Source organism: Bifidobacterium sp. WK041_4_12 (assembly GCF_041080795.1).
Taxonomy (GTDB): Bacteria; Actinomycetota; Actinomycetes; order Actinomycetales; family Bifidobacteriaceae; genus Bombiscardovia; species Bombiscardovia aquikefiricola.
In genome coordinates this window covers 1,076,396-1,095,088 of the sequence record NZ_CP129674.1, presented here as the reverse complement: position 1 = coordinate 1,095,088, position 18,693 = coordinate 1,076,396, and the positions used below count along the sequence as shown (strand labels likewise).

Below are 18,693 nucleotides of genomic sequence, written 5' to 3'. Positions count from 1 at the left end.
TTTAGTCACAGCGACTCGACTTGTTACCCCCAGCGAGTAACCTGAAACAGCAGGGAGCAGTAGCTCCATCTCATCACATCAGGAGGATGCCACAATGGCAAAAACCGTCCTTGTTATCAATTCAGGTTCGAGTTCCATCAAATATCAGCTCGTTGACCTTGAAAGCGGAGAGGGACTTGCCTCTGGCCTCGTCGAGAAGATTGGCGAACCGTCAGATGGTCATTATAAGCATGAATACAATGGAGAAAAGCACGAGCTCGAAGAGCCGATTCCAGATCACGAAGTCGGTCTGAAGCGCGTTCTTGGCTTCTTCGAAGAGTATGGCCCAAGCTTGCAGAACTCAGGGATTGTTGCAGTAGGTCACCGTGTGGTTCAGGGCGGATCCGTATTTCCAAAGCCAGCATTGGTCACCGACAAGACCATCGCCCAGGTCAAGAACCTTGCCGTTCTTGCACCCTTGCACAATGGTCCCGAGGCAACAGGCGCCGAAGTGATGCGTGCTCTTCTGCCTGATACCCCACAGGTATTCGTATTCGATAGCTCCTTCTTCTTCCAGCTGCCAAAGTATGCCAGCACCTATGCGCTGAACAAGGACATCGCTGACCAGTACCACATTCGTCGCTATGGAGCCCACGGCACCAGCCACGAATATGTCGGTTCACAGGTTCCAGATTTGATTGGCAAGCCTGCCGAAGGATTGAAGCAGATCGTGCTTCACATCGGCAACGGCGCTTCGGCATCCGCTCAGATTTCCGGAAAGCCAGTCGAAACATCCATGGGTCTGACCCCACTCGAAGGACTCGTCATGGGTGGACGCACAGGCGACATCGATCCTGCAGTCGTCTTCCACCTCATTCGTAACGCTCATATGAACGTCGACGAGCTCGACACTCTCTTCAACAAGCACTCGGGCTTGATGGGCATGACCGGTCACGGCGACATGCGTGAGATTCACAAGATGATCGCTGCAGGCGACGAAAACGCCAAGCTGGCTCTTGATGTCTACGTGCATCGCATCGTTGGCTACATCGGCAATTACGCCGCACAGATGGGTGGCTTGGATGTCATAACCTTCACTGCCGGCGTTGGCGAGAATGACGAAATCGTGCGTCGCATGGTTGCTCACAAGCTCGCCCCATTCGGCGTGAAGCTTGACGAGAAGAAGAATGATACCCGTTCCAAGGAAGCTCGAATCATTTCTGAACCAGACAGCACGATCACGCTCTGCATCATTCCAACCAATGAAGAGCTTTCCATCGCCCGCCAGTCCGCAACGATTGCAGATCAAGGCGACTCCTACGGCAACACTTTCACCAAGTAAGCTAGCCAGCAAGTCATATAGCAACCCGTTTCCGTGCATTGTACAAGCGCGGAAACGGGTTTTGCATGCTGCACGAAGTTCTACGCCGCCATTACCCTGAAGCCGCCGAGTAAAAACTACGAGGGACTGGGACGTATGTATCCCTACGGGCTACGCCTTTGCATCTGCGATTGGTGACTTCATCGGAGAATGAAGCACTTCGCCTAACCCTGCGTCATTTGAGGTAAGCATATTCACTGCGAGTTCAGCCAGATCACTTGCGATGGGAGACAGCTCCCAATTGCTTCGCTGGACAAGCGCGAAAGTATCGTAGATTGGTTCCTCGAGTCGCGTAGTGTATACACCTGCCGGGAAGGTGTCTGATTCGGCAACGGCTTTGGGCACAATGGTATCCCCCAGTCCACTGGCAACCAGAGAAACCGCTGCATCCACCGATTCAACCTCCATTTTCGGTTCAAGCGTGACTCCATGCAACTGTGCCAACTGCGCAAGCTGATGTCTGGTTGGATCATTCCAGCCGTGATGTGCGTCATACAGTATCAGTGGTGCCTTGGGGATATCGGCAATAGCCATTGCTTTGGTACAACGTTCGGGGTTGGCACTTGCCCAGACAATCTCATGGCGCATGAGTGGCCGTATTTGCAGACCTTCAGCAGGAATAGGCAGACATAGCAGCCCAGCTTCCAGTTCCCCGTTGCGCACCGCGTCGGCCACCTCAAATGAATTCTGACCCACCAGACGCACACGAACATTGGGGTATGACCTGTGAAACACCGTGGCCAAGTCGGACAGCAGGTAATAGCTTGCATTCTGAAGAATGCCGAAGGAGACCGTTCCGCCTTCACCTGTGTTCAATGCGGTAAGAGCACTGTCAGCTCCCAGTTCGGCGTCAAGCAGACGTCTCGCCCAAGGCAGCAAGGTCTGTCCAGCCGTGGTGAGCACCAAGCGTCGTCCTCCTCGCACGAAAAGTGTCACCGAATAGGCCTCTTCGATTTTCTTTACCAATTCAGAAACGGTTGGCTGAGTCAACCCCATGTATTCTGCAGCTGCGGTAAAGGAGCCCAAGGTCGCAGCAAGATAGAAAGCTCGTACTTGCGTTATTGTCATAGGTTAAACCTATACGATACAAAGGATATCCCCGCCTTGTGCAATGGAAGACATCTGCATAGTCTTACTCGTGGCGACAGGATCGGTCACATAATACACAGGCCAACACTGCCAATCCTCGAGATGAGAAGGAATATCAATGGCGCACAGCGTACCGCAACCAGCATTAGGAAGCACAACAACCCTTGACGACTCAGAACACGTAGCTGAGCAATCTGAGCAATCTGAGCAATCTGAACAATCGATGCATGGAATCCAACAGTCAGACGCAACCCGAATCGAGCATGACTGCATAGGTGCACTGCCTGTGCCAGCGGAAGCATACTGGGGTATTCACACAGCTCGCGCACTCAAGAATTTTCCTGCAAGCTGCATGCCAGTCAGCCATCACCCCGAGCTCATCCATTCCTTTGCAATAGTCAAGCGGGCCTGTGCCCTTGCCAACCGCGATCTTGGCGGCATCAGCAAAGAGCAATGGTCCGCTATCGACGCAGCATGTGCAGACGTCGCATCAGGAGATTTTGATGACCAGTTTCCTATCGATGTACTTCAAGGAGGCGCAGGCACCTCGACCAATATGAACACCAACGAGGTCATCGCCAACCGCGCCTTGGAACTGTCCGGCCGCGCCAAGGGAGATTACACGCACATACATCCAAACGACCACGTCAACAAGTCCCAGTCCACCAATGACACCTATCCTGCCGCTGCAAGATTGGCAATCATCGAAGCATTGGACACCATTATCGACAGTGCCAGAAGATTGAGCAGGTCATTCCGTGCGCTTGCACAACGCACCATGCACGATGTGACCATCGGACGCACACAACTGCAAGATGCCGTCCCCATGACTTTTGGTCAGGAATTCATGGCTTTTGCCAACATTCTTGAATCCGACATCACCGCGTTTACAGATTACAGAAAGCCACTGTCTACGATGAATCTCGGAGGAACGGCCATAGGAACAGGCATATGCTCGGATGCGCGCTTCCGCGGCTATGCAATAGATCATCTGGCCAAACTCACCGGATTACCGGTGACGGCTGCGCCTGAGCCGATAGCGGCAACCTCCGATGTGTCCGATTTTGTCATGACCTCATCGTTGTTGAAACGCAACGCCACGCACCTTGGCAAAATTGCCAACGATTTACGTTTGCTATGTAGCGGTCCACGTGCAGGCCTCGCTGAAATCAACATCCCTGCGCGTCAGGCAGGTTCCTCGATTATGCCGGGAAAGGTAAATCCAGTCATTCCAGAGTGCGTCAACCAGAGTGTGTTCATGGTGATGGGCATGGACTCCACGGTTTCCTTCGCTGCCGAGGCAGGGCAGTTGCAACTGAACGCCTTTGAACCGGTTATTCTGCATGCCATTCTTGAGTCAATCAGCATCTTGAGCAAGGCGATGGACACTTTGCGCGAGAACTGCGTCGAAGGCATCACCGTCAACTCAAAAGCAGCCAAGGAGAAGGCACAGCGCTGCGCATCGTTGGCAACATCGCTTATCGGACACATTGGCTACGAGCGCGCGGTGGAAATTGCCAAAAGTGCCATGGCAGAGAACATCACCGTCCATGAAGCCGCCGAACGCGAAGGTAGCATCAGACCGGAAATACTTGAGGATATCCTAAACCCTCTTGAGCTGGCTCGAGTGCAGAGCAAGGCGTAAGAGTCGATTGTCTTCACACTCTGTTGCCTTCTTAGCGTAGGGTACAACGCCATAACCCAGTCCAAATCAGCTACACCATAAGCGCTACATAACAACTGCTTCATGCAAGCAGCGAATCGCTCGTCTTGCGCCATTGCTTGATGCCGAATTTGAGGAACAGAACGAAGACGTAGCACACTATGACTGCTGCAAGCAGAGTTTCCAGCTTCTGCGCGGTGAACAGCCATGCAGGAACCTTCCATCCGGCACTTTGGAAGAGTACCAACGCCTTCAGCAAGGCGGTCGCGGTTATGACGAAGGGGAATGTCATCGCGGCATATGATGGCGCGAATGGCAGGCGCAACAGGCCGGGCATCTGTGTCAGCACAAAGGCGAAAAGCAGTTGCGCAGCGATAACCATGATGAGCACGAACAGAGCGTTTGGATGCGCTTCAGCCGCCGTGTATCCGGCAATCGAGAGGCTCATAGGGGCCGCATAGATGGCTATGGTGGGGCGAGTGGCCGGTGCCAAGGGAATGGTGAGCATACGGGCTGTCACCGCAACGAAGGTGAACGCATACAGCACAAAACCGCACCAGAAAATGATCAGACCAAAGGCTTGTTGTCCAACGGGCTGCGATGTCGCCGATGCCACGACGATGCCGACAAAACCTACGAACCAGGTTGGAAAGACCTTCGCGAGGCTACGGTTCTTGATCACGAATCGGCTTGCAACATGAACCATGAGCACGATATTGCAGCTGACCGCAAAATACCACAGCGCCACAGCAAGCGTCTTGAAGATGCCTCCAATCGGAGCAATGTACGAAGCATACTGCATGAGCGACATGAGGATAGTCGCGGAAACGGGTGCAACGACCGGATTCGACATGTCTTTCGTCAGAATCACAGCAGGATGCACGAGGAATTTTACAAGAATCGCCATGAAGAGCGGAAGCGGCAGAATCCCAAAGATGATGTGGATGGCTATACTCTGCCCGGGAATCATCACGGCAAGTAGATTGCCCAGTGCAAGCACCGCAAGGGTGAGCCCGCCCTGTGGCAACGGAATGCTGCGATGATATGCAATGATGCGTGATTCCTTGCGAATTTCCTCGACAAGCGTTGAGAGGGGTTGATGGCTTGTTGGGCCTGCGGATTGAATGGCATGTGTTGAACTGGACATAGTGATACTGTGCATCACATGTTGATATTCTTCAAATTACTAATAAAGATATAATATATTCGATATTTGAATATCATGATGTGATTGCAGTCTGGCTTGATTGCAGGCCAGCTCGATTGCTGGTTAGATTCGATTGCAGTCCAAATTCGATTGCAGGAAAGGCCCCCTATGATTCAGGCGAACGATCTGAGTTTCACCGTGTTAAATACGCTGATTGCCGTGTTCGAGACGCGTGAATTTACTGCAGCAGCAGATGAATTGCAAGTCTCGCAATCCACCGTTTCCAAGCGCATCGCTGGATTGGAGGCTGTGTTCGGCAAGGCGCTGTTCATTCGCCGCACCAAAGGCGAACTGCAAGCTACCGAAGCTGGCCGCTCTCTGTATGATGATGCGACGCATCTGATTCAGATGTGGAATGCGACCGTATACCGCATGACAGAAAAGAACGCTCAGAAGACTCCATTCACTCTCCTGATGTCGCACACCGCATCAAGCACACTGCTGCCACGACTCATGCTCGGGCTGAAATCCCGGCTGGATACGACAAGTTTTTCCATACGCACCATGAATTCCGATCACATCATCAATGCCATACTGAACAAAAGCGCTCATATGGGCATCATCGAAAAGCCGGTAACCACCGATCTGGTGAATCTGAACGTGCTCTGCGAGGATCAGCTGGTGCTGGCCGGTGACATCTCCAGCGTTTCCCAGACAGAGCATGGAGACGTGAACGCCAAGAATGTCCTCAACACCACTGAATCACTGCAACAGCAGAGGCGCGCGTCGCTTGGCATGGAAACGCTGGACAGTAGCGATTCCGAAAAGAGCGATATCTGGCTGGTGCGAGAGCCGGGATCGGGAGTCAGATACTTCACCGACCTGTTCCTTCAGTCAGCAGGAATATCGCCGCGGAACATCGTGGAGCTCGACAGCAACGAGAAAATCAGAGCGGTGCTGTCCGCTGGCATAGGATGCACGGTGATGTCGCAGAACTCAGTCCCGGCAGGTGTTGCCGTGCGTAGGCTCGGTGCACCGTTCATACGCAATTTTTATGCTGTCACACCAAAAAGCGGGCTGAACCCGGCACAGCACGACATAGCAGATTCGATTATTTCCATATTGCAGACGCGGCTGCCATAACTTTCGAAACACTACCGCAGATAGTCGAGAACCTTTGCATGCAGACGACCGTTCGTTGCCAAGCCGCAGCCCCCCCAAGGACCGGGATTGCCTTCGAGATCGGTGAACTGACCGCCAGCTTCCGTGACGATGGGGACGAGAGCCGCCATGTCGTACAGGTCGAGTTCTGGCTCTGCCGCAATATCGATAGCTCCCTGGGCTACGAGCATGTATTGCCAGAAATCGCCAAATCCGCGCAGTCTCCAGAGCTTGTCGGTAAGGTCGATCAGTTTGTCCCTGTCGCCGCGTTCCTTCCATCCAGAGAGAGACGACAAGGACATTGACGCATGTTGCAGCTGGCTTACATCCGAAACGTGAATCCTCGAAGCATGGTCGACATCCATTCCCATATAGGCACCCCCACCCCGAACCGCAAACCAGCGGTTATGCAAGAATGGCGACGACACGACCCCGACGATCAGCTCATGGTTGACTTCAAGCCCGATCAGCGTTGCCCAGACAGGGACGCCACGAACGAAATTCTTCGTCCCATCGATGGGATCGAGGATCCAGCGACGGCCCGTTGATTCAGCCTTGCCAAGTTCCTCGCCATAGACGCTGTCTCCTGGTCTATGCTCGGCGATGATGCTGCGCAATGTTCGTTCTGTTTCACGGTCAGCATCGGTGACCGGCGTGTGGTCCGGCTTGTCTTCGACATGAAGATCCAGCGCGCCGAAACGGGTGGAGCTTACCCTGTCTGCCGCGTCTGCCATGGAAAGAGCAAGAGTCAAATCATCGTAGTGCGCATTCTTTGAGAGTTCGTTCACGAAGGATTCGTGATGATAATGAGGCCTAAAGTATTCATCGTCAATGGATGCGCTGTTTGGTGAGGTCTGTGACATATTCGCTTTATCTCCAGAGGTTGGGACGATATATACGGTTTACGCTGCATGCACTAGCTACGATAGTGCACTGAGTCGGATATCGTGTCGGCTGAATCGCAAGAGAGCATGTTCTCCCACATTCCAACGAAATCAGGCAGTGTTTTGCGCGTGGTTTCAATGTTTTCGACCTGTGTTCCACTGATGCGAAGCCCAAGCATAGCGCCAAATGTCGCCATGCGATGATCGTGGTAGCTTCGAATGACCGCGTTGTGGAGACGTTGTGGCTCGACCGGACGAATGATGATGCCGTCTTCGACCTCTTCCGCATCGCCACCAACTCTTCGAATTTCAGCGACCATGGCGGCGAGACGATTGGTTTCATGTCCTCTTAGATGTGCAATGCCAAGCATCGTGGTTTTGGAATCTGCAAAAGTCAGCAGAGCTGCAAGAGAGGGTGCCAACTCCCCTGCCGCTTCAAGATCGAAATCGCCCAAACCGTGTATGTCGCCATGTGAGACAACGCGGCAATATCTGATGCCTGCTGCTTCCGGAAAATCAACGGTGGCCCCCATGCGGCTGAGAAAGTCCGGCAGAAGCCCGCCAGGTTGCGTTGTTGTTTCAGGCCAGAATGGAACCTGCACAGTGCCGGTCGCCAGCAGAGCGGCTCCCAGAAACGGGGCAGCATTGGACAGGTCCGGTTCCACAGTGACTGTCTCGGGCAGTTTCAGCTTGGCCGGTGAGACAGTCCATGTGTTTGTCTGAGCGTCAAACGAAACGTGACCGCCTGCGTTGACGATATCTGTCATGGTCATCCTGATATGGGGCAAACTTGGCAGCGTCGCGCCGGTGTGTTGCAGCTTCAAGCCGTCAGGAAGGCAGGATGCGGCAAGTAATAAGCCGGATATGAACTGCGATGATGAGGATGAATCTATGCGTACCTTGTGTTCGGAGGGCTTATCTGGGGCGGTCACGATGAATGGCAGAAAACCTGGCTTGCCTGTGTACTCGATTTTGGCTCCAAGCTGCTTCAGGCCATCAAGCAGAGGTTGCATAGGCCTTGCATACGCTTGACTATCACCATCGAAGGAAATGGGGCCGTCTGCGAACAATGCGAGCGCAGGGAGGAATCTCATCACCGTTCCCGCCAGACCGCAGAATATGGTGGTGTTGCCATGAAAGCGAGGATGAAGACCATTCCTACTCTCAAGAGTGCCAGTTGTCTGTTGATGATTGCCGAACTTCGGCGGAATGATGCGAACGGTCGTTGACGATGCCGACTCCTGTTCTATACGCACGCCAAGCTGTTGCAGCGCTTCGATCATGAGATTGGTGTCTCGTGAGCGCAGCAGACCGTGAATGGTGATGGGTTGGGAACTCAACGCTGCCAAAATGAGATATCGGTTTGACAGGGATTTGCTGCCCGGAATGGAAACGGTCGCATGTAACGGGTGCAAGGCTGTGGGAGCCGGCCAGAGCGTCTGCTGTTGATTGACGGGATTGGCGTGTTGCTGGGTTTCATGCGAGTGCTCGGTCATGAATGTCATCGTAATCGACAATGGAGATTTTGTTTTACGGCACCGGTGTGCCGTACAACGGGGTGATATTGGAGATCGGAAGTATTTTGCATTCGAGATAAGCGGATTTGTGGTGGTGAAACCGTGGTTGTGGCCTTCATGCTGCATGACATTGCGAGTTTTGTTGCCTTTTTGAGAATACTTGGAATTTTGCCCTGCTCTCTGACTGCCATGCAGCCATTTCTTCCTGTTTTTTTGACTCTCGGTTCGAAGTTTCCCAGAAAAGGCAACAAAACTCGTAGCTTGCTCTGAAAATTGACGCGAAAGGCAGAGTCTGGGTAGCGTTGCCACTGTCGAGCTACATCGCATGCAGTGGAATTATTTGTCGGATGCCAGACGTGATTCCGGCGCACGGGCTGGCTGAATGGCAGAGGTGTCAATGGATTGCAGGTAGATGATCTGGGCTTGGACTCTGTCGGCTTCGATCGCTGCGATATGGCGAGAGAATACGATGAACCAGCCCAGAAAAATGAGACCGGCTAGAGCTTCAACATTGGTCAGGGTGTTATCGCCCTCCAGCCAGAATCCCCCAGCTATCGCACAGGTGACAATGCCTAGATCGGATACGATGTAGATCGCCTTAGACAGTTGCGGTGCAATCCACGGAAGCCCGATAAGCAGCACACACATGATCCCCGGAAGACCTCGCGAAAACACATTGTGCAATATCGGGTGAGGAGAATATCTGAAGGTTCCGATTCCCATGAATGCCACGCCAAGCAAAACAAGCAAGGTCAAAAGGATTCCCGCACGTAATCTGAAACGTTGAATACTGTCCACATGATCATTGGAATCACCAACTTGCGGTGCCGGTAGATGCGCCCTACTCCAATCTGCTCTCATGCGGTGCGTGGTCAGCAATTCCGAAACCGCAAAATAGCTGATGATGATAATGCAAATTCCAGCGAGAATCAGCGTTGCATTGAACATGGTGGCAGCGAATGTCGTTCTATCTCCAAGCTGAGAGAAATTGTTATGCCACCAGTTCGGATCGTCCGTCGTCAAACCTGCCGTGGTAACACCTGAGACCACGAATAGCGGTAGCAGCGATGCGATGGTTTTCGCATCCATGAGGTCGGCCTGCACGAAGGTTATGTAGCCGACGATCCCGGCAAAGGCTGCACTCACCCAGGGAAGGTATCCGAGGAAGATTCGCACGCCCATCATATCGGTGATGATGCCGAAGATGGCAAATACCGCGAGAAAGATTGTCGCCGCGTACACAACCGAAAGTGCGACAATCTCTATGCTGCGGCGCACAGGCATCCACCAGCCACGACGAAGATTGAGCGAATTCGAGTTTCGCGCGTATCCGACAATGAATGACGACACGCCGCAGAAAGTGACGATACCGGCAGCCACCGTAAACATTCTTCGGGTGACTTGCCAGATTGGCGGCGCTACCTCGACATATATCTTGACCATGATTGCTGCTGCAATGGCGCAGATTATGAAGGATATGAGTCCAGAATTTTCAGCGTGTTGATGCCGACCCATAACCCCCTCCTCAGTTCATCATCAGTACCCGTCGATTCTAGCCAAAGGACACTACTATGCATTATGTCCGATGATGGGTTATACTGTTCAATTGTGCTCGCTTGAGCATCGGGCCGTAGCGCAGCTTGGTAGCGCGCCTGCTTTGGGAGCAGGATGTCGCAGGTTCAAATCCTGTCGGCCCGACAAAAAATGGCGGAATTCCAACGGTTTCAAGGTGTTGGATTCCGCCCTTGTTTTTTTTCAGTAGGACTCAGTAGGAATGGCTGGGACAAGGTCGGTTTCAGGGCAAGGTCGATGGCCTGGGTGACATCGTCGAGTCTGTGCGGCCACAGGTTCGCGTAGATGTCGAGCGTCATGGCGGCCGATGCGTGCCCCATCGCGGCCTGCAAGGTCGTCACGTCGGCTCCGTGGGCGATGGCGATGGACGCGTACGAGTGGCGCAGACTGTGGATGCTGACACCGGGGATGTCCGCGTAGCCGGATGCCTGCAACGCGACCGACCATATGCGGTTGCGCCATGTGTCCAAGCTGAGCCGTGGGGTTTGCTGCAATGTTGGTTGACTTTGGGTCTGGTCGGATATGATGGTCTGACCGGGAAGAAGCCAATGATGGCAACCACGTATAGTGACGAGTTCAAGGCCGATGCGACCGCGTCGGTAGTTACTGTCTTGCTCACCGTGCCGCTGCGCGCGTTCATCGCCTGCCGTCCCGGGTCTTCTCATGCTTGGCGCGTCCGAGGTGCTCGCTCATCTCCTCGTCCAGCGCGGTCTCGAGCACCGTCTTGGTGAACTGCTTGAGCAGACCGCCCGGCCCGGTCAACGCCAGTCCCTGTTGCTTGGCCAAACGCACCAGCTCGACGGCGGCGTCCATCTCGGCGGAACACTCGTTCTTGGATTCATTCTCTTGGCTGCCATGACAGCCATTGTCTCAGTCGGCATGTTCACCGGCTCCTTCCCGCCAATCCAAAGAATCAGCGATCAAAGCCAGTTACGCACATTTCAAGACAGTCCCAGACGGTCCTAGAGAGACGGTTATCTGACGGCTGGTTCCAGCAAGTATTACGACCGTGCCACAAAGTTCAATCAGGGTCTTCCAGGAGGCATCGAAGGAACAGATTCGGGCATGATACCCGCGTATCAATTTGCTTTTGCGGTGACACGATTCAAGGAGTTCAAGTCGAATACGGATACAGATGGTCATTTCATGCTCAAAGTTGCGTGGCCGGATTCGGCAAGAATGGCACTTCCCTACACTGGAGGGGCTAAGTCGTTCGTTTGGCTTCCGGCTTTGATCATGGCATCGGTGATGATGTTTGCCTGGTATGTGGATCGAAAAAGAAAGGATCTGCCACTGCGAATGGCGGGGGCCGTTGGAGCAACAAGCCTCAGCGCTGCGTTCGGAACGATGATCAACGCGCACATTGATCGTATCCGTCCAACCGTCACAAGAATCGTTGATGAAATTCATGAGCTTCTTCAACGATGGTTCAGATAGACGGTTCACATTCGGTGAGCTCAGATAGAACACACATCTGAGCTCACCGATGTTCTCTACCAATGACCTCTACCAATGAGTGTCGGAATCAACATGCTGCATGCGATGTGATTCGGACACCCATTTCCTATGCCTTGTGTTCCTGGCCGATTGCGACACCCTGTTCTGGTCGGTCGTTGAGAAATTCCATGGGAACAATGCTCATGGAATATATGATTTGCGCAATCTTCGTGTATGGGGTTCTCAACCCTGTTTTCAGCCAGTGCCGGATGAGTCCAATGGCTCCGTTCACGGCGAACTGCACTTTCAGCCGTTTTTCCTCGGTGTCGACAATATCCTGCAATGTCGGCTCCTCATAGATAAGACTCATGAAGCGGTATTGAAAGTCAACGTTCGCGTTTGAATTCATCAATACGCCGAGATAGCTGCTGTTGCTCGCAATGTATTGGCACGTCAGCTCGATTCTGCGCAGCTTCTCCTCGTTGCCGCCCTGGTTGGCCGTTGAAACGATCACGCCACGAATCCATTCAAGGGTTTCGCCCTCAATATGTTCCATGAGTTCCATCACGTTCTTGTAATGCGCGTAGAAGGTGGAACGGTTGATTCCTGCGCGCTGGCATAATGCCGTGATCGTTATCTCGTGGAGTGGGCGGTCTTCAAGCAATGCGATAAGACTGTCACGAATCATGGTTTCTGTATAGAGTTTTCGCGGATCACCTGTCGCCGAATTCGTCATGATCTCCTTGTGTCATTGAATCTTCACACAATGTTACCGTCACATCACACCCGTGATGTTGCCGATACGCACATTACCTCCTGCATCCGTGGGTTTGCCCAACAACATGCGGTGCTGATGTTCATTGAACACTACACGCTGTTGGATAAGAATCGTATGCGGACTGCACGACCGGTGCCGCTGCCCAACATTTGCGGCGCATACCAATACGAGGAGGAATTCATGGCCAAACTGTTGCACAGAATCGGGGGGTTCAGTGCACGCAAACCCTTTGTGGTGATTATTGCGTGGTTTTTGGTACTTATTATGGCAGGCGTCGGATACGGGTTTGGGCATGGCGCACTGTCTGACGTCATATCAATACCAGGCACCGAAACGATGCGTGTGGCCGACGAACTGTCGACGCGCATACCGTCCTTGAGTGGCGGCAGCGGAACCGCAGTATTCACCACCACCGACGGCAAGGCGTTCACCCCAGCGCAGAAAAAGGCGATACAGCAGGAGCTGCGCCAGGTCGCCACCCTCAACGGGGTGAAGAAAACAGTCGACCCCTTCACCGCACAGCAGGAGAAGGATGATGGCGTCGCCAAGGTAAACGACGGGGTAAGTTCCATAGCCAACGCGGAAACCACGCTGGCAACGAACCGGCAGAAACTCAATGATGCGCAGCAGCAGCTTGACGATGGCAAGAAGAAGCTTGCCGACGGTAAAAAGCAGCTCGCCAGCGGACAGCTCGCCCTCATCACCGGTGAGCAGAAACTTGCCAACGGACAGCAGCAGATCAACACCAACAGGGAGAAAATCCTCTTAGGACAGTCGCAGCTTTCGGATGCCAACACTCTGATTGACAGCAAATCACAGCAGATCAGCGACGGCCTTGCCCAGGTCTCCGCCAAGCAGAAGATGCTTGATGCCAACAGGCAGAAGGTTGTCAGCGCAAAACAGCAGCTTGATGCTGCGAGCGCCACCATCAATCAGGCCAAGGCTAAGCTGGACAGCGCGCAGATACAGCATGATTCCGCCAGCGCACAGATTGCTCAGGCGCAACAGCAGCTCACCCTCATGCAGGAGCAGCGAGACAAGGCGCAGAACACCATCACTGACGTGCAGCAGCAGCTTTCGCAACTCGGCTGCCCCGCATCCTCCACGGCGGACTCCTCTCAGGAATGTGCGGCGCTGCAACAACAGTTAACCGCCGCTCAGACCAGTCACACGCAGGCAACGTCGAGAATTGACAGCATTGTGGCAGGGTTCCATGTCAAGAATGGCGGCATCACTGACGAGCGCACGCTCACTGCCTATCTCACGAATGTGCGCAACAGTCTTGACGCCGCTCAGCAGCAGATTTCATCAGGACGTGCAAAACTCAACTATGATGCGGTCTCGCGGGAGATTGCACAGCACCGTTCCGAACTCAACTATGACAGCACCATCGCAGCCTTGATTGCGGGTCAGCAGCAGCTTAACGCAGCCAGCACCCAGTTGACTTCCGGCCAACAGCAGCTCAACGCGGCCAAAACCACGATGCAGGGCAAGCAGTCGGAAATCACCTTGGGCCTGCAAAAGCTGGCCGCCGCGCAGGAACAGATCGACACAGGTCTGGCACAGTTGCAAACCGGGCAGCAGAGTCTCAACAAGGCATCGCAGACCATTGCCGATAATGAGAAGCAGATCGCAACCCATCAACAGCAAATCACCGATGGTCTGGCAACGATCAACACTGCGGAAAAGGAATTGCCTGCCAAGAAGGCTGAGCTGGCGGATGCCACCAAACTCGTTGATCTGGCCAAGGGTATTTCGGTGGTTTCGGCCGACCGCAGTACGGCCTTGGGAACGGTTATCTTCAACGATGACACGCTGAACGTTCAACCGTCGGTGAAACAGGCCGTCATGACTCATATTTCCAAGAACCTACCTGCGGGCGTTGCGGTGGAATACGCTTCGGACATTTCACGTTCCGTCCCAGAAATGGGTTCCACGGAAATCATTGGCGTCATTGCAGCAGCCGTCGTGCTGTTCATCATGCTCGGCACCTTGGTGGCCGCGGGTCTGCCGCTTATTTCAGCAATCGTGGGCGTGGGCGTGGGCACCTTGGCTTCGCTCTCCTTCTCGGGCATGGTGTCCATGATGTCAGTCACGCCTGTTCTTGGTCTCATGCTTGGCCTTGCCGTGGGCATCGACTATTCACTGTTCATTCTCAACCGTCATCGCCGGCAGTTGTTGAACGGCATGCCCACCAAGGAGTCCATCGCCTTGGCGACAGGAACCTCAGGCAGTGCGGTCGTCTTTGCGGCAAGCACCGTGGTCATAGCCTTGCTGGCGTTGAACGTGACGGGCATAGGATTCCTGGGTCTTATGGGTGATGTGGCCGCCATCTGCATCGTCATGGCCATGCTGCTGTCGGTTACCCTTGTACCGGCGCTGCTCTCCCTGCTGGGTATGAAGATCCTGCCAAGACGCAAGCGTCGTGCCGTGACCGAGCTGCGCAATGGCGCATCCCAGACGGCACAGGCTGTCAAGCCCATGAGCACGGTCCGCGCCGCAATAACGCTGGTGGCTGGTCTGGTCGCCCTTATCGTGATTGCGCTGCCTGCGGCTTCCATGCGACTGGGCATACCGGACGGGTCTTCCGAACCTGTTACATCCACCCAATACAAGGCATACAAAACGATGGCCTCACAGTTTGGCGAAGGTTCGAATGGTCCGCTGGTAGTGACGGCAACCCTTCCGAAATCGGTTGCGCAGGACGATGTGAACGCCACAAAACTCGCCATCGCGCAGCGCATCGCATCGGTGAACGATGTCAAGGCGGTCGCGCCGGTTGGCGTGTCTGCAAATCGTGACTATCTTGCCTTCCAGGTGTATCCCAAGACCGGGCCGACCAGTGCACAGACCGAACAGCTCGTCCATGACCTGCGTAATATTTCACCCACGCATCTCACCGTCACCGGGCATAGTGACACGGGCAGCGCACGCCAGGCATTCTCGGGCACAGTAACGCTCGGCGTATCGGGCAATGCGAGCATGAATATCGACATGTCGGAGAAGATCGCCAGCGTGCTTCCCACCTATCTGATCATTGTGATTGGCTTGTCGTTCCTGATTCTCATGGTGGTGTTCCGCTCCATTCTGGTGCCGCTGATTGCAGCAGGCGGTTTCGCGCTGTCTGTGCTCTCCACCTTCGGAGGGTTGACCGCGCTCTTCCAATGGGGCTGGTTCTCCAGTCTGAGCGGCGTGCACGATCCCGGTCCGGTCCTCAGCTTCCTCCCTGTCCTGCTCATCGGCATTCTCTTCGGCCTGGCTATGGATTATCAGCTCTTCCTGGTATCTGGCATGCGCGAAGCCTATGTGAAGGGCGCAGACCCTCGAAGCGCGGTCACCCACGGGCTGAAAGCCGGCAGGACGGTTGTTATTGCGGCTGCCATCATCATGGTCGCCGTGTTCATGGGATTCGCGGGAAGCATTTCCATCATGATTAAATCCATTGGTTTCGGCCTGGCCTTTGGTGTTCTTGTGGATGCCTTCGTGGTGCGCATGCTGATTGTTCCCGCTTCCATGCACCTCTTGGGTCATGCAGCATGGTGGTTCCCCTCATTCCTTGACCGGATACTGCCGCACATCGACGCTGAGGGCACATCTCTGGAACCCGACACGACCGAGGAACTCCCCGCCGTCTGAAACAGTCGGTAATACCACCGCAATGAGCCGGTATCTGTCCGTCCGGGTTCGAACACCGGGCGGACAGACGCCAATTCACCACAGGATACGAGTTTTGTTGCCTTTTTCAAATATCTTCGAAAAACAAGCCATCAAACCGTTCAGAACGGCCGCATAACAACACGGCAGCAGGGTCATACTCAGAGAATCCCCAAAAAAGGCAACAAAACTCGACATGCCGCGAAATATGAAGGCATAAACCCCCAATTTCACCACCCAAAACCCACATCGCAACATGAAAAGCCGCATTTCTGCAATATGAGCATCTCAACAACACTGCATTGCCGAAACATGAGCGTTTCAACACTACGGGCCTTTCAATATCACGGTCATTGGGATGAGCTTGCACTCCGACTCAGAGAACGCCACGACCCGGCACGCGTATACAGGTAGCCGGCAAGAAGCAATATTCCTCCTGCAAGCAAGGCTATCAGCCACCAGAAGTGAGCACTGCCTGTATATGGCAGGCTGGTGAGCGAACCTTGCAATGTCACCGACTGCTGGTGAGGCACCGTGGCCTTGTTCGACCAGCCTTTCGCAGCGGTTCCATCCTGCTGCCCCCAATACCAGAGCGTATATTCACCGTTACGCACATCGTCGGGAACGGTCATGGTCCCGGCAGAGGAACTGCCCAAAGCCACCACCGTGTTCGAGGCATTGACCAGCTTCCAGCCATATTCATTGCCGCCCAGACTGTGCGTGCCGGATATGACAACCCTGTAGTCAGCAAGTGCTCCCGACGGGTTTGACAGCGTTTCCTCGTCCATCCACAAAGGTAAGGCGCAAATCATGAGCATTGTTCTGCGTCTGATCCACATGCGATGCCGACAGCACCAGAGGCTTCAGATTCACGCGCGTAGCAGGACGCAAACCATAGTTTTTAATTCCAACAGAGATGTTGTCTCGAATACTCCCCCACTCGTCGACCACCATGGCATAGGTTAGGTTCTGGTGATCGTTGCAACATCTGTCCTTCTGGGAGGTGTGGATGTCGCAATACGAGTATCGGGGCGTGGTCTATGCGACCCGGCGTGCGATGTGCCGGGCGAGACGCGTCCACTATGTTGAGCTGTTGAACCAAGGCATGAACTTCACCCAGGCTGCCCGCATGGTCGGGGTATCCAAACGCACGGGGAAAACATGGCGCAACGAGCGAACCAGAAGCACGGGCAGGAACGAACGGCCCTTGGTTGACTGGTATCGTCATGACATGGACCAGCCCAAGCCCATCAGCACACGCTATCTGAGCCAATCCGAACGCATCAGCATCGCCGACCGACTCCACAATGGAGACTCGATACGCATGATAGCCCTGCTGCTGCAACGCAGCGCCTCGAGCATCAGTCGCGAGCAGACCGACGGTCGGCTCAAACGCGAGCACGGGGATAACAGGAACATGCAAGCATGCCATGAAACCATCTACCAGGCCATCTACGTGCAAGCCAAAGGCACTTTGAAACTCGACCTGCAACAGGCACTGCGATCGGGACGCACCACACGCAAACCCCAGGAGAACACCAACGCGCGCACCCCACGATTCCGCGAACCCATGATCATGATCAGCGAGCGGCCCGCCAGCATCGAGGACCGGGCCGTGCCCGGCCACTGGGAAGGCGACCTGATCTGCGGCACCGGCGACCGTTCCGCCATCGGCACCCTGGTCGAACGCGCCACCCGGTTCACCATCCTGCTGCACCTGCCCGACCACCACGACGCCCAGAGCGTGCAGCACGCCATCATCGCCAAGATGCGCCACCTGCCCAAACTCCTGCGCAACGCCCTGCCCTGGGACCAAGGCAGCGAACTCTACGCCAATACTTTTCCAAAGACACAGACCTGAGCATCTACCCCGAGGACTACCTAGACGCCGTCGCCGAAGAACTCAACGACCGACCCAGAAAAACCCTCGAATATATGAAACCCAGCGAGAAAATCATGCAACGAACATGACGAGCAGCATCGTATATAGTGTAAATATTTCGACCATTACCAACGAACGAACCAACGAAACACAGCCGAAACAAAACAAGCAGCATAAATCCACGCGATACAGATAACTCTCAGAAAACATACAGGGACCTTTACGTAGGATTGAATGGAACAATGATGATGAGTGAAGCAAACAACAAGAGCGTGGTTGTTCTATACCAGTATGGACAACAACAATGAGACACATAGCAGGCCGGTAGACGTCACACCGCACGGTGTCGGCAGCGAAATCGCACAGCGATGCGGATATTCACGTCACGTTGATGCCGATATCGTGATTCCCGTCTACAACGAGGAGCATACGCTCGCACGCTGCATCACCACGCACAACGGCTACCTTTCCGAGCAGCGCCAGAGCCGGAACAGCCATCTATGCCAGACTCACCCACATTGATGTCTCACACATCGAAGACTCAATTCA

Annotated in this window: 14 protein-coding genes, 1 tRNA gene and 2 pseudogenes; 8 read left to right on the top strand and 9 right to left on the bottom strand. The window is 54.2% G+C overall.

What is annotated here, in order from left to right; translation table 11 throughout:
* The first annotated feature begins 94 nt into the window (after positions 1 to 94).
* On the top strand, positions 95 to 1,321 hold the full coding sequence (locus tag QN215_RS04710) for an acetate/propionate family kinase (RefSeq protein WP_369344937.1): 1,227 nt from the start codon (positions 95 to 97) through the stop codon (positions 1,319 to 1,321).
* 150 nt (positions 1,322 to 1,471) lie between these two features.
* On the opposite strand, the gene QN215_RS04705 is transcribed toward QN215_RS04710, so the two are convergent.
* Positions 1,472 to 2,428: a LysR family transcriptional regulator gene (locus tag QN215_RS04705; protein ID WP_369344936.1), complete on the bottom strand. Its 957-nt coding sequence runs from the start codon at positions 2,426 to 2,428 to the stop codon at positions 1,472 to 1,474.
* 244 nt (positions 2,429 to 2,672) lie between these two features.
* Here QN215_RS04705 and QN215_RS04700 point away from each other — a divergent pair, with 244 nt between their 5' ends.
* The gene (locus tag QN215_RS04700) at positions 2,673 to 4,094 is read left to right on the top strand and encodes an aspartate ammonia-lyase (protein ID WP_369345066.1); all 1,422 of its coding nucleotides are present in this window, start codon (positions 2,673 to 2,675) and stop codon (positions 4,092 to 4,094) included.
* Positions 4,095 to 4,194: 100 nt separating this feature from the next.
* Here QN215_RS04700 and QN215_RS04695 read toward each other — a convergent pair whose 3' ends face one another.
* On the bottom strand, positions 4,195 to 5,259 hold the full coding sequence (locus QN215_RS04695; RefSeq protein ID WP_369344934.1) for a TDT family transporter: 1,065 nt from the start codon (positions 5,257 to 5,259) through the stop codon (positions 4,195 to 4,197).
* Positions 5,260 to 5,427: 168 nt separating this feature from the next.
* Here QN215_RS04695 and QN215_RS04690 point away from each other — a divergent pair, with 168 nt between their 5' ends.
* Positions 5,428 to 6,402 carry a LysR family transcriptional regulator gene (locus QN215_RS04690; protein ID WP_369344933.1) on the top strand — a complete coding sequence of 325 codons (975 nt, stop codon included), beginning with the start codon at positions 5,428 to 5,430 and terminating at the stop codon, positions 6,400 to 6,402.
* Between the two features lie 11 nt (positions 6,403 to 6,413).
* Here the strand turns inward: QN215_RS04690 and hisN are convergent, their stop codons facing one another.
* From hisN to QN215_RS04675, 3 genes are all read right to left on the bottom strand, one after another.
* Positions 6,414 to 7,283 (bottom strand): histidinol-phosphatase, encoded by an 870-nt coding sequence (gene hisN / locus QN215_RS04685; RefSeq protein WP_369344932.1) that lies wholly within the window; start codon positions 7,281 to 7,283, stop codon positions 6,414 to 6,416.
* A gap of 53 nt (positions 7,284 to 7,336) precedes the next feature.
* Positions 7,337 to 8,800: a 3-phosphoshikimate 1-carboxyvinyltransferase gene (gene aroA / locus QN215_RS04680; RefSeq protein ID WP_369344931.1), complete on the bottom strand. Its 1,464-nt coding sequence runs from the start codon at positions 8,798 to 8,800 to the stop codon at positions 7,337 to 7,339.
* 357 nt (positions 8,801 to 9,157) lie between these two features.
* The gene (locus QN215_RS04675) at positions 9,158 to 10,336 is read right to left on the bottom strand and encodes an ABC transporter permease (protein WP_369344930.1); all 1,179 of its coding nucleotides are present in this window, start codon (positions 10,334 to 10,336) and stop codon (positions 9,158 to 9,160) included.
* Between the two features lie 109 nt (positions 10,337 to 10,445).
* Between QN215_RS04675 and QN215_RS04670 the strand changes: the two genes are divergently transcribed.
* Positions 10,446 to 10,519 (top strand) — tRNA-Pro (locus QN215_RS04670).
* Positions 10,520 to 10,545: 26 nt separating this feature from the next.
* Here QN215_RS04670 and QN215_RS04665 read toward each other — a convergent pair.
* Together QN215_RS04665 and QN215_RS04660 are read right to left on the bottom strand one after the other, a co-directional pair.
* The gene (locus tag QN215_RS04665) at positions 10,546 to 10,917 is read right to left on the bottom strand and encodes a tyrosine-type recombinase/integrase (RefSeq protein WP_369345065.1); all 372 of its coding nucleotides are present in this window, start codon (positions 10,915 to 10,917) and stop codon (positions 10,546 to 10,548) included.
* A 65-nt stretch (positions 10,918 to 10,982) separates the two neighbouring features.
* Positions 10,983 to 11,206 (bottom strand): annotated as a pseudogene (locus tag QN215_RS04660) (transposase); the annotation flags it as partial.
* A 252-nt stretch (positions 11,207 to 11,458) separates the two neighbouring features.
* Here QN215_RS04660 and QN215_RS04655 point away from each other — a divergent pair.
* Positions 11,459 to 11,830, top strand: coding sequence for an LPXTG cell wall anchor domain-containing protein (locus QN215_RS04655; protein WP_369344929.1), 372 nt, complete (start codon positions 11,459 to 11,461; stop codon positions 11,828 to 11,830).
* Between the two features lie 127 nt (positions 11,831 to 11,957).
* Here the strand turns inward: QN215_RS04655 and QN215_RS04650 are convergent, their stop codons facing one another.
* Complete coding sequence (locus tag QN215_RS04650; RefSeq protein ID WP_369344928.1) at positions 11,958 to 12,566, bottom strand: TetR/AcrR family transcriptional regulator; 609 nt, start codon at positions 12,564 to 12,566, stop codon at positions 11,958 to 11,960.
* 222 nt (positions 12,567 to 12,788) lie between these two features.
* On the opposite strand from QN215_RS04650, the gene QN215_RS04645 reads away from it, so the two are divergent.
* The gene (locus QN215_RS04645; RefSeq protein ID WP_369344927.1) at positions 12,789 to 16,244 is read left to right on the top strand and encodes an MMPL family transporter; all 3,456 of its coding nucleotides are present in this window, start codon (positions 12,789 to 12,791) and stop codon (positions 16,242 to 16,244) included.
* Between the two features lie 368 nt (positions 16,245 to 16,612).
* Here QN215_RS04645 and QN215_RS04640 read toward each other — a convergent pair whose 3' ends face one another.
* Entirely contained in the window at positions 16,613 to 17,050 is a 438-nt protein-coding gene (locus QN215_RS04640) for a hypothetical protein (RefSeq protein ID WP_369344926.1), read from the bottom strand.
* A gap of 221 nt (positions 17,051 to 17,271) precedes the next feature.
* Here QN215_RS04640 and QN215_RS04635 point away from each other — a divergent pair.
* Both QN215_RS04635 and QN215_RS04630 read left to right on the top strand, forming a co-directional pair.
* A pseudogene (locus QN215_RS04635) lies at positions 17,272 to 18,233 on the top strand (IS30 family transposase).
* A gap of 163 nt (positions 18,234 to 18,396) precedes the next feature.
* Positions 18,397 to 18,666: a hypothetical protein gene (locus QN215_RS04630; protein ID WP_369344925.1), complete on the top strand. Its 270-nt coding sequence runs from the start codon at positions 18,397 to 18,399 to the stop codon at positions 18,664 to 18,666.
* Positions 18,667 to 18,693: the final 27 nt, after the last annotated feature.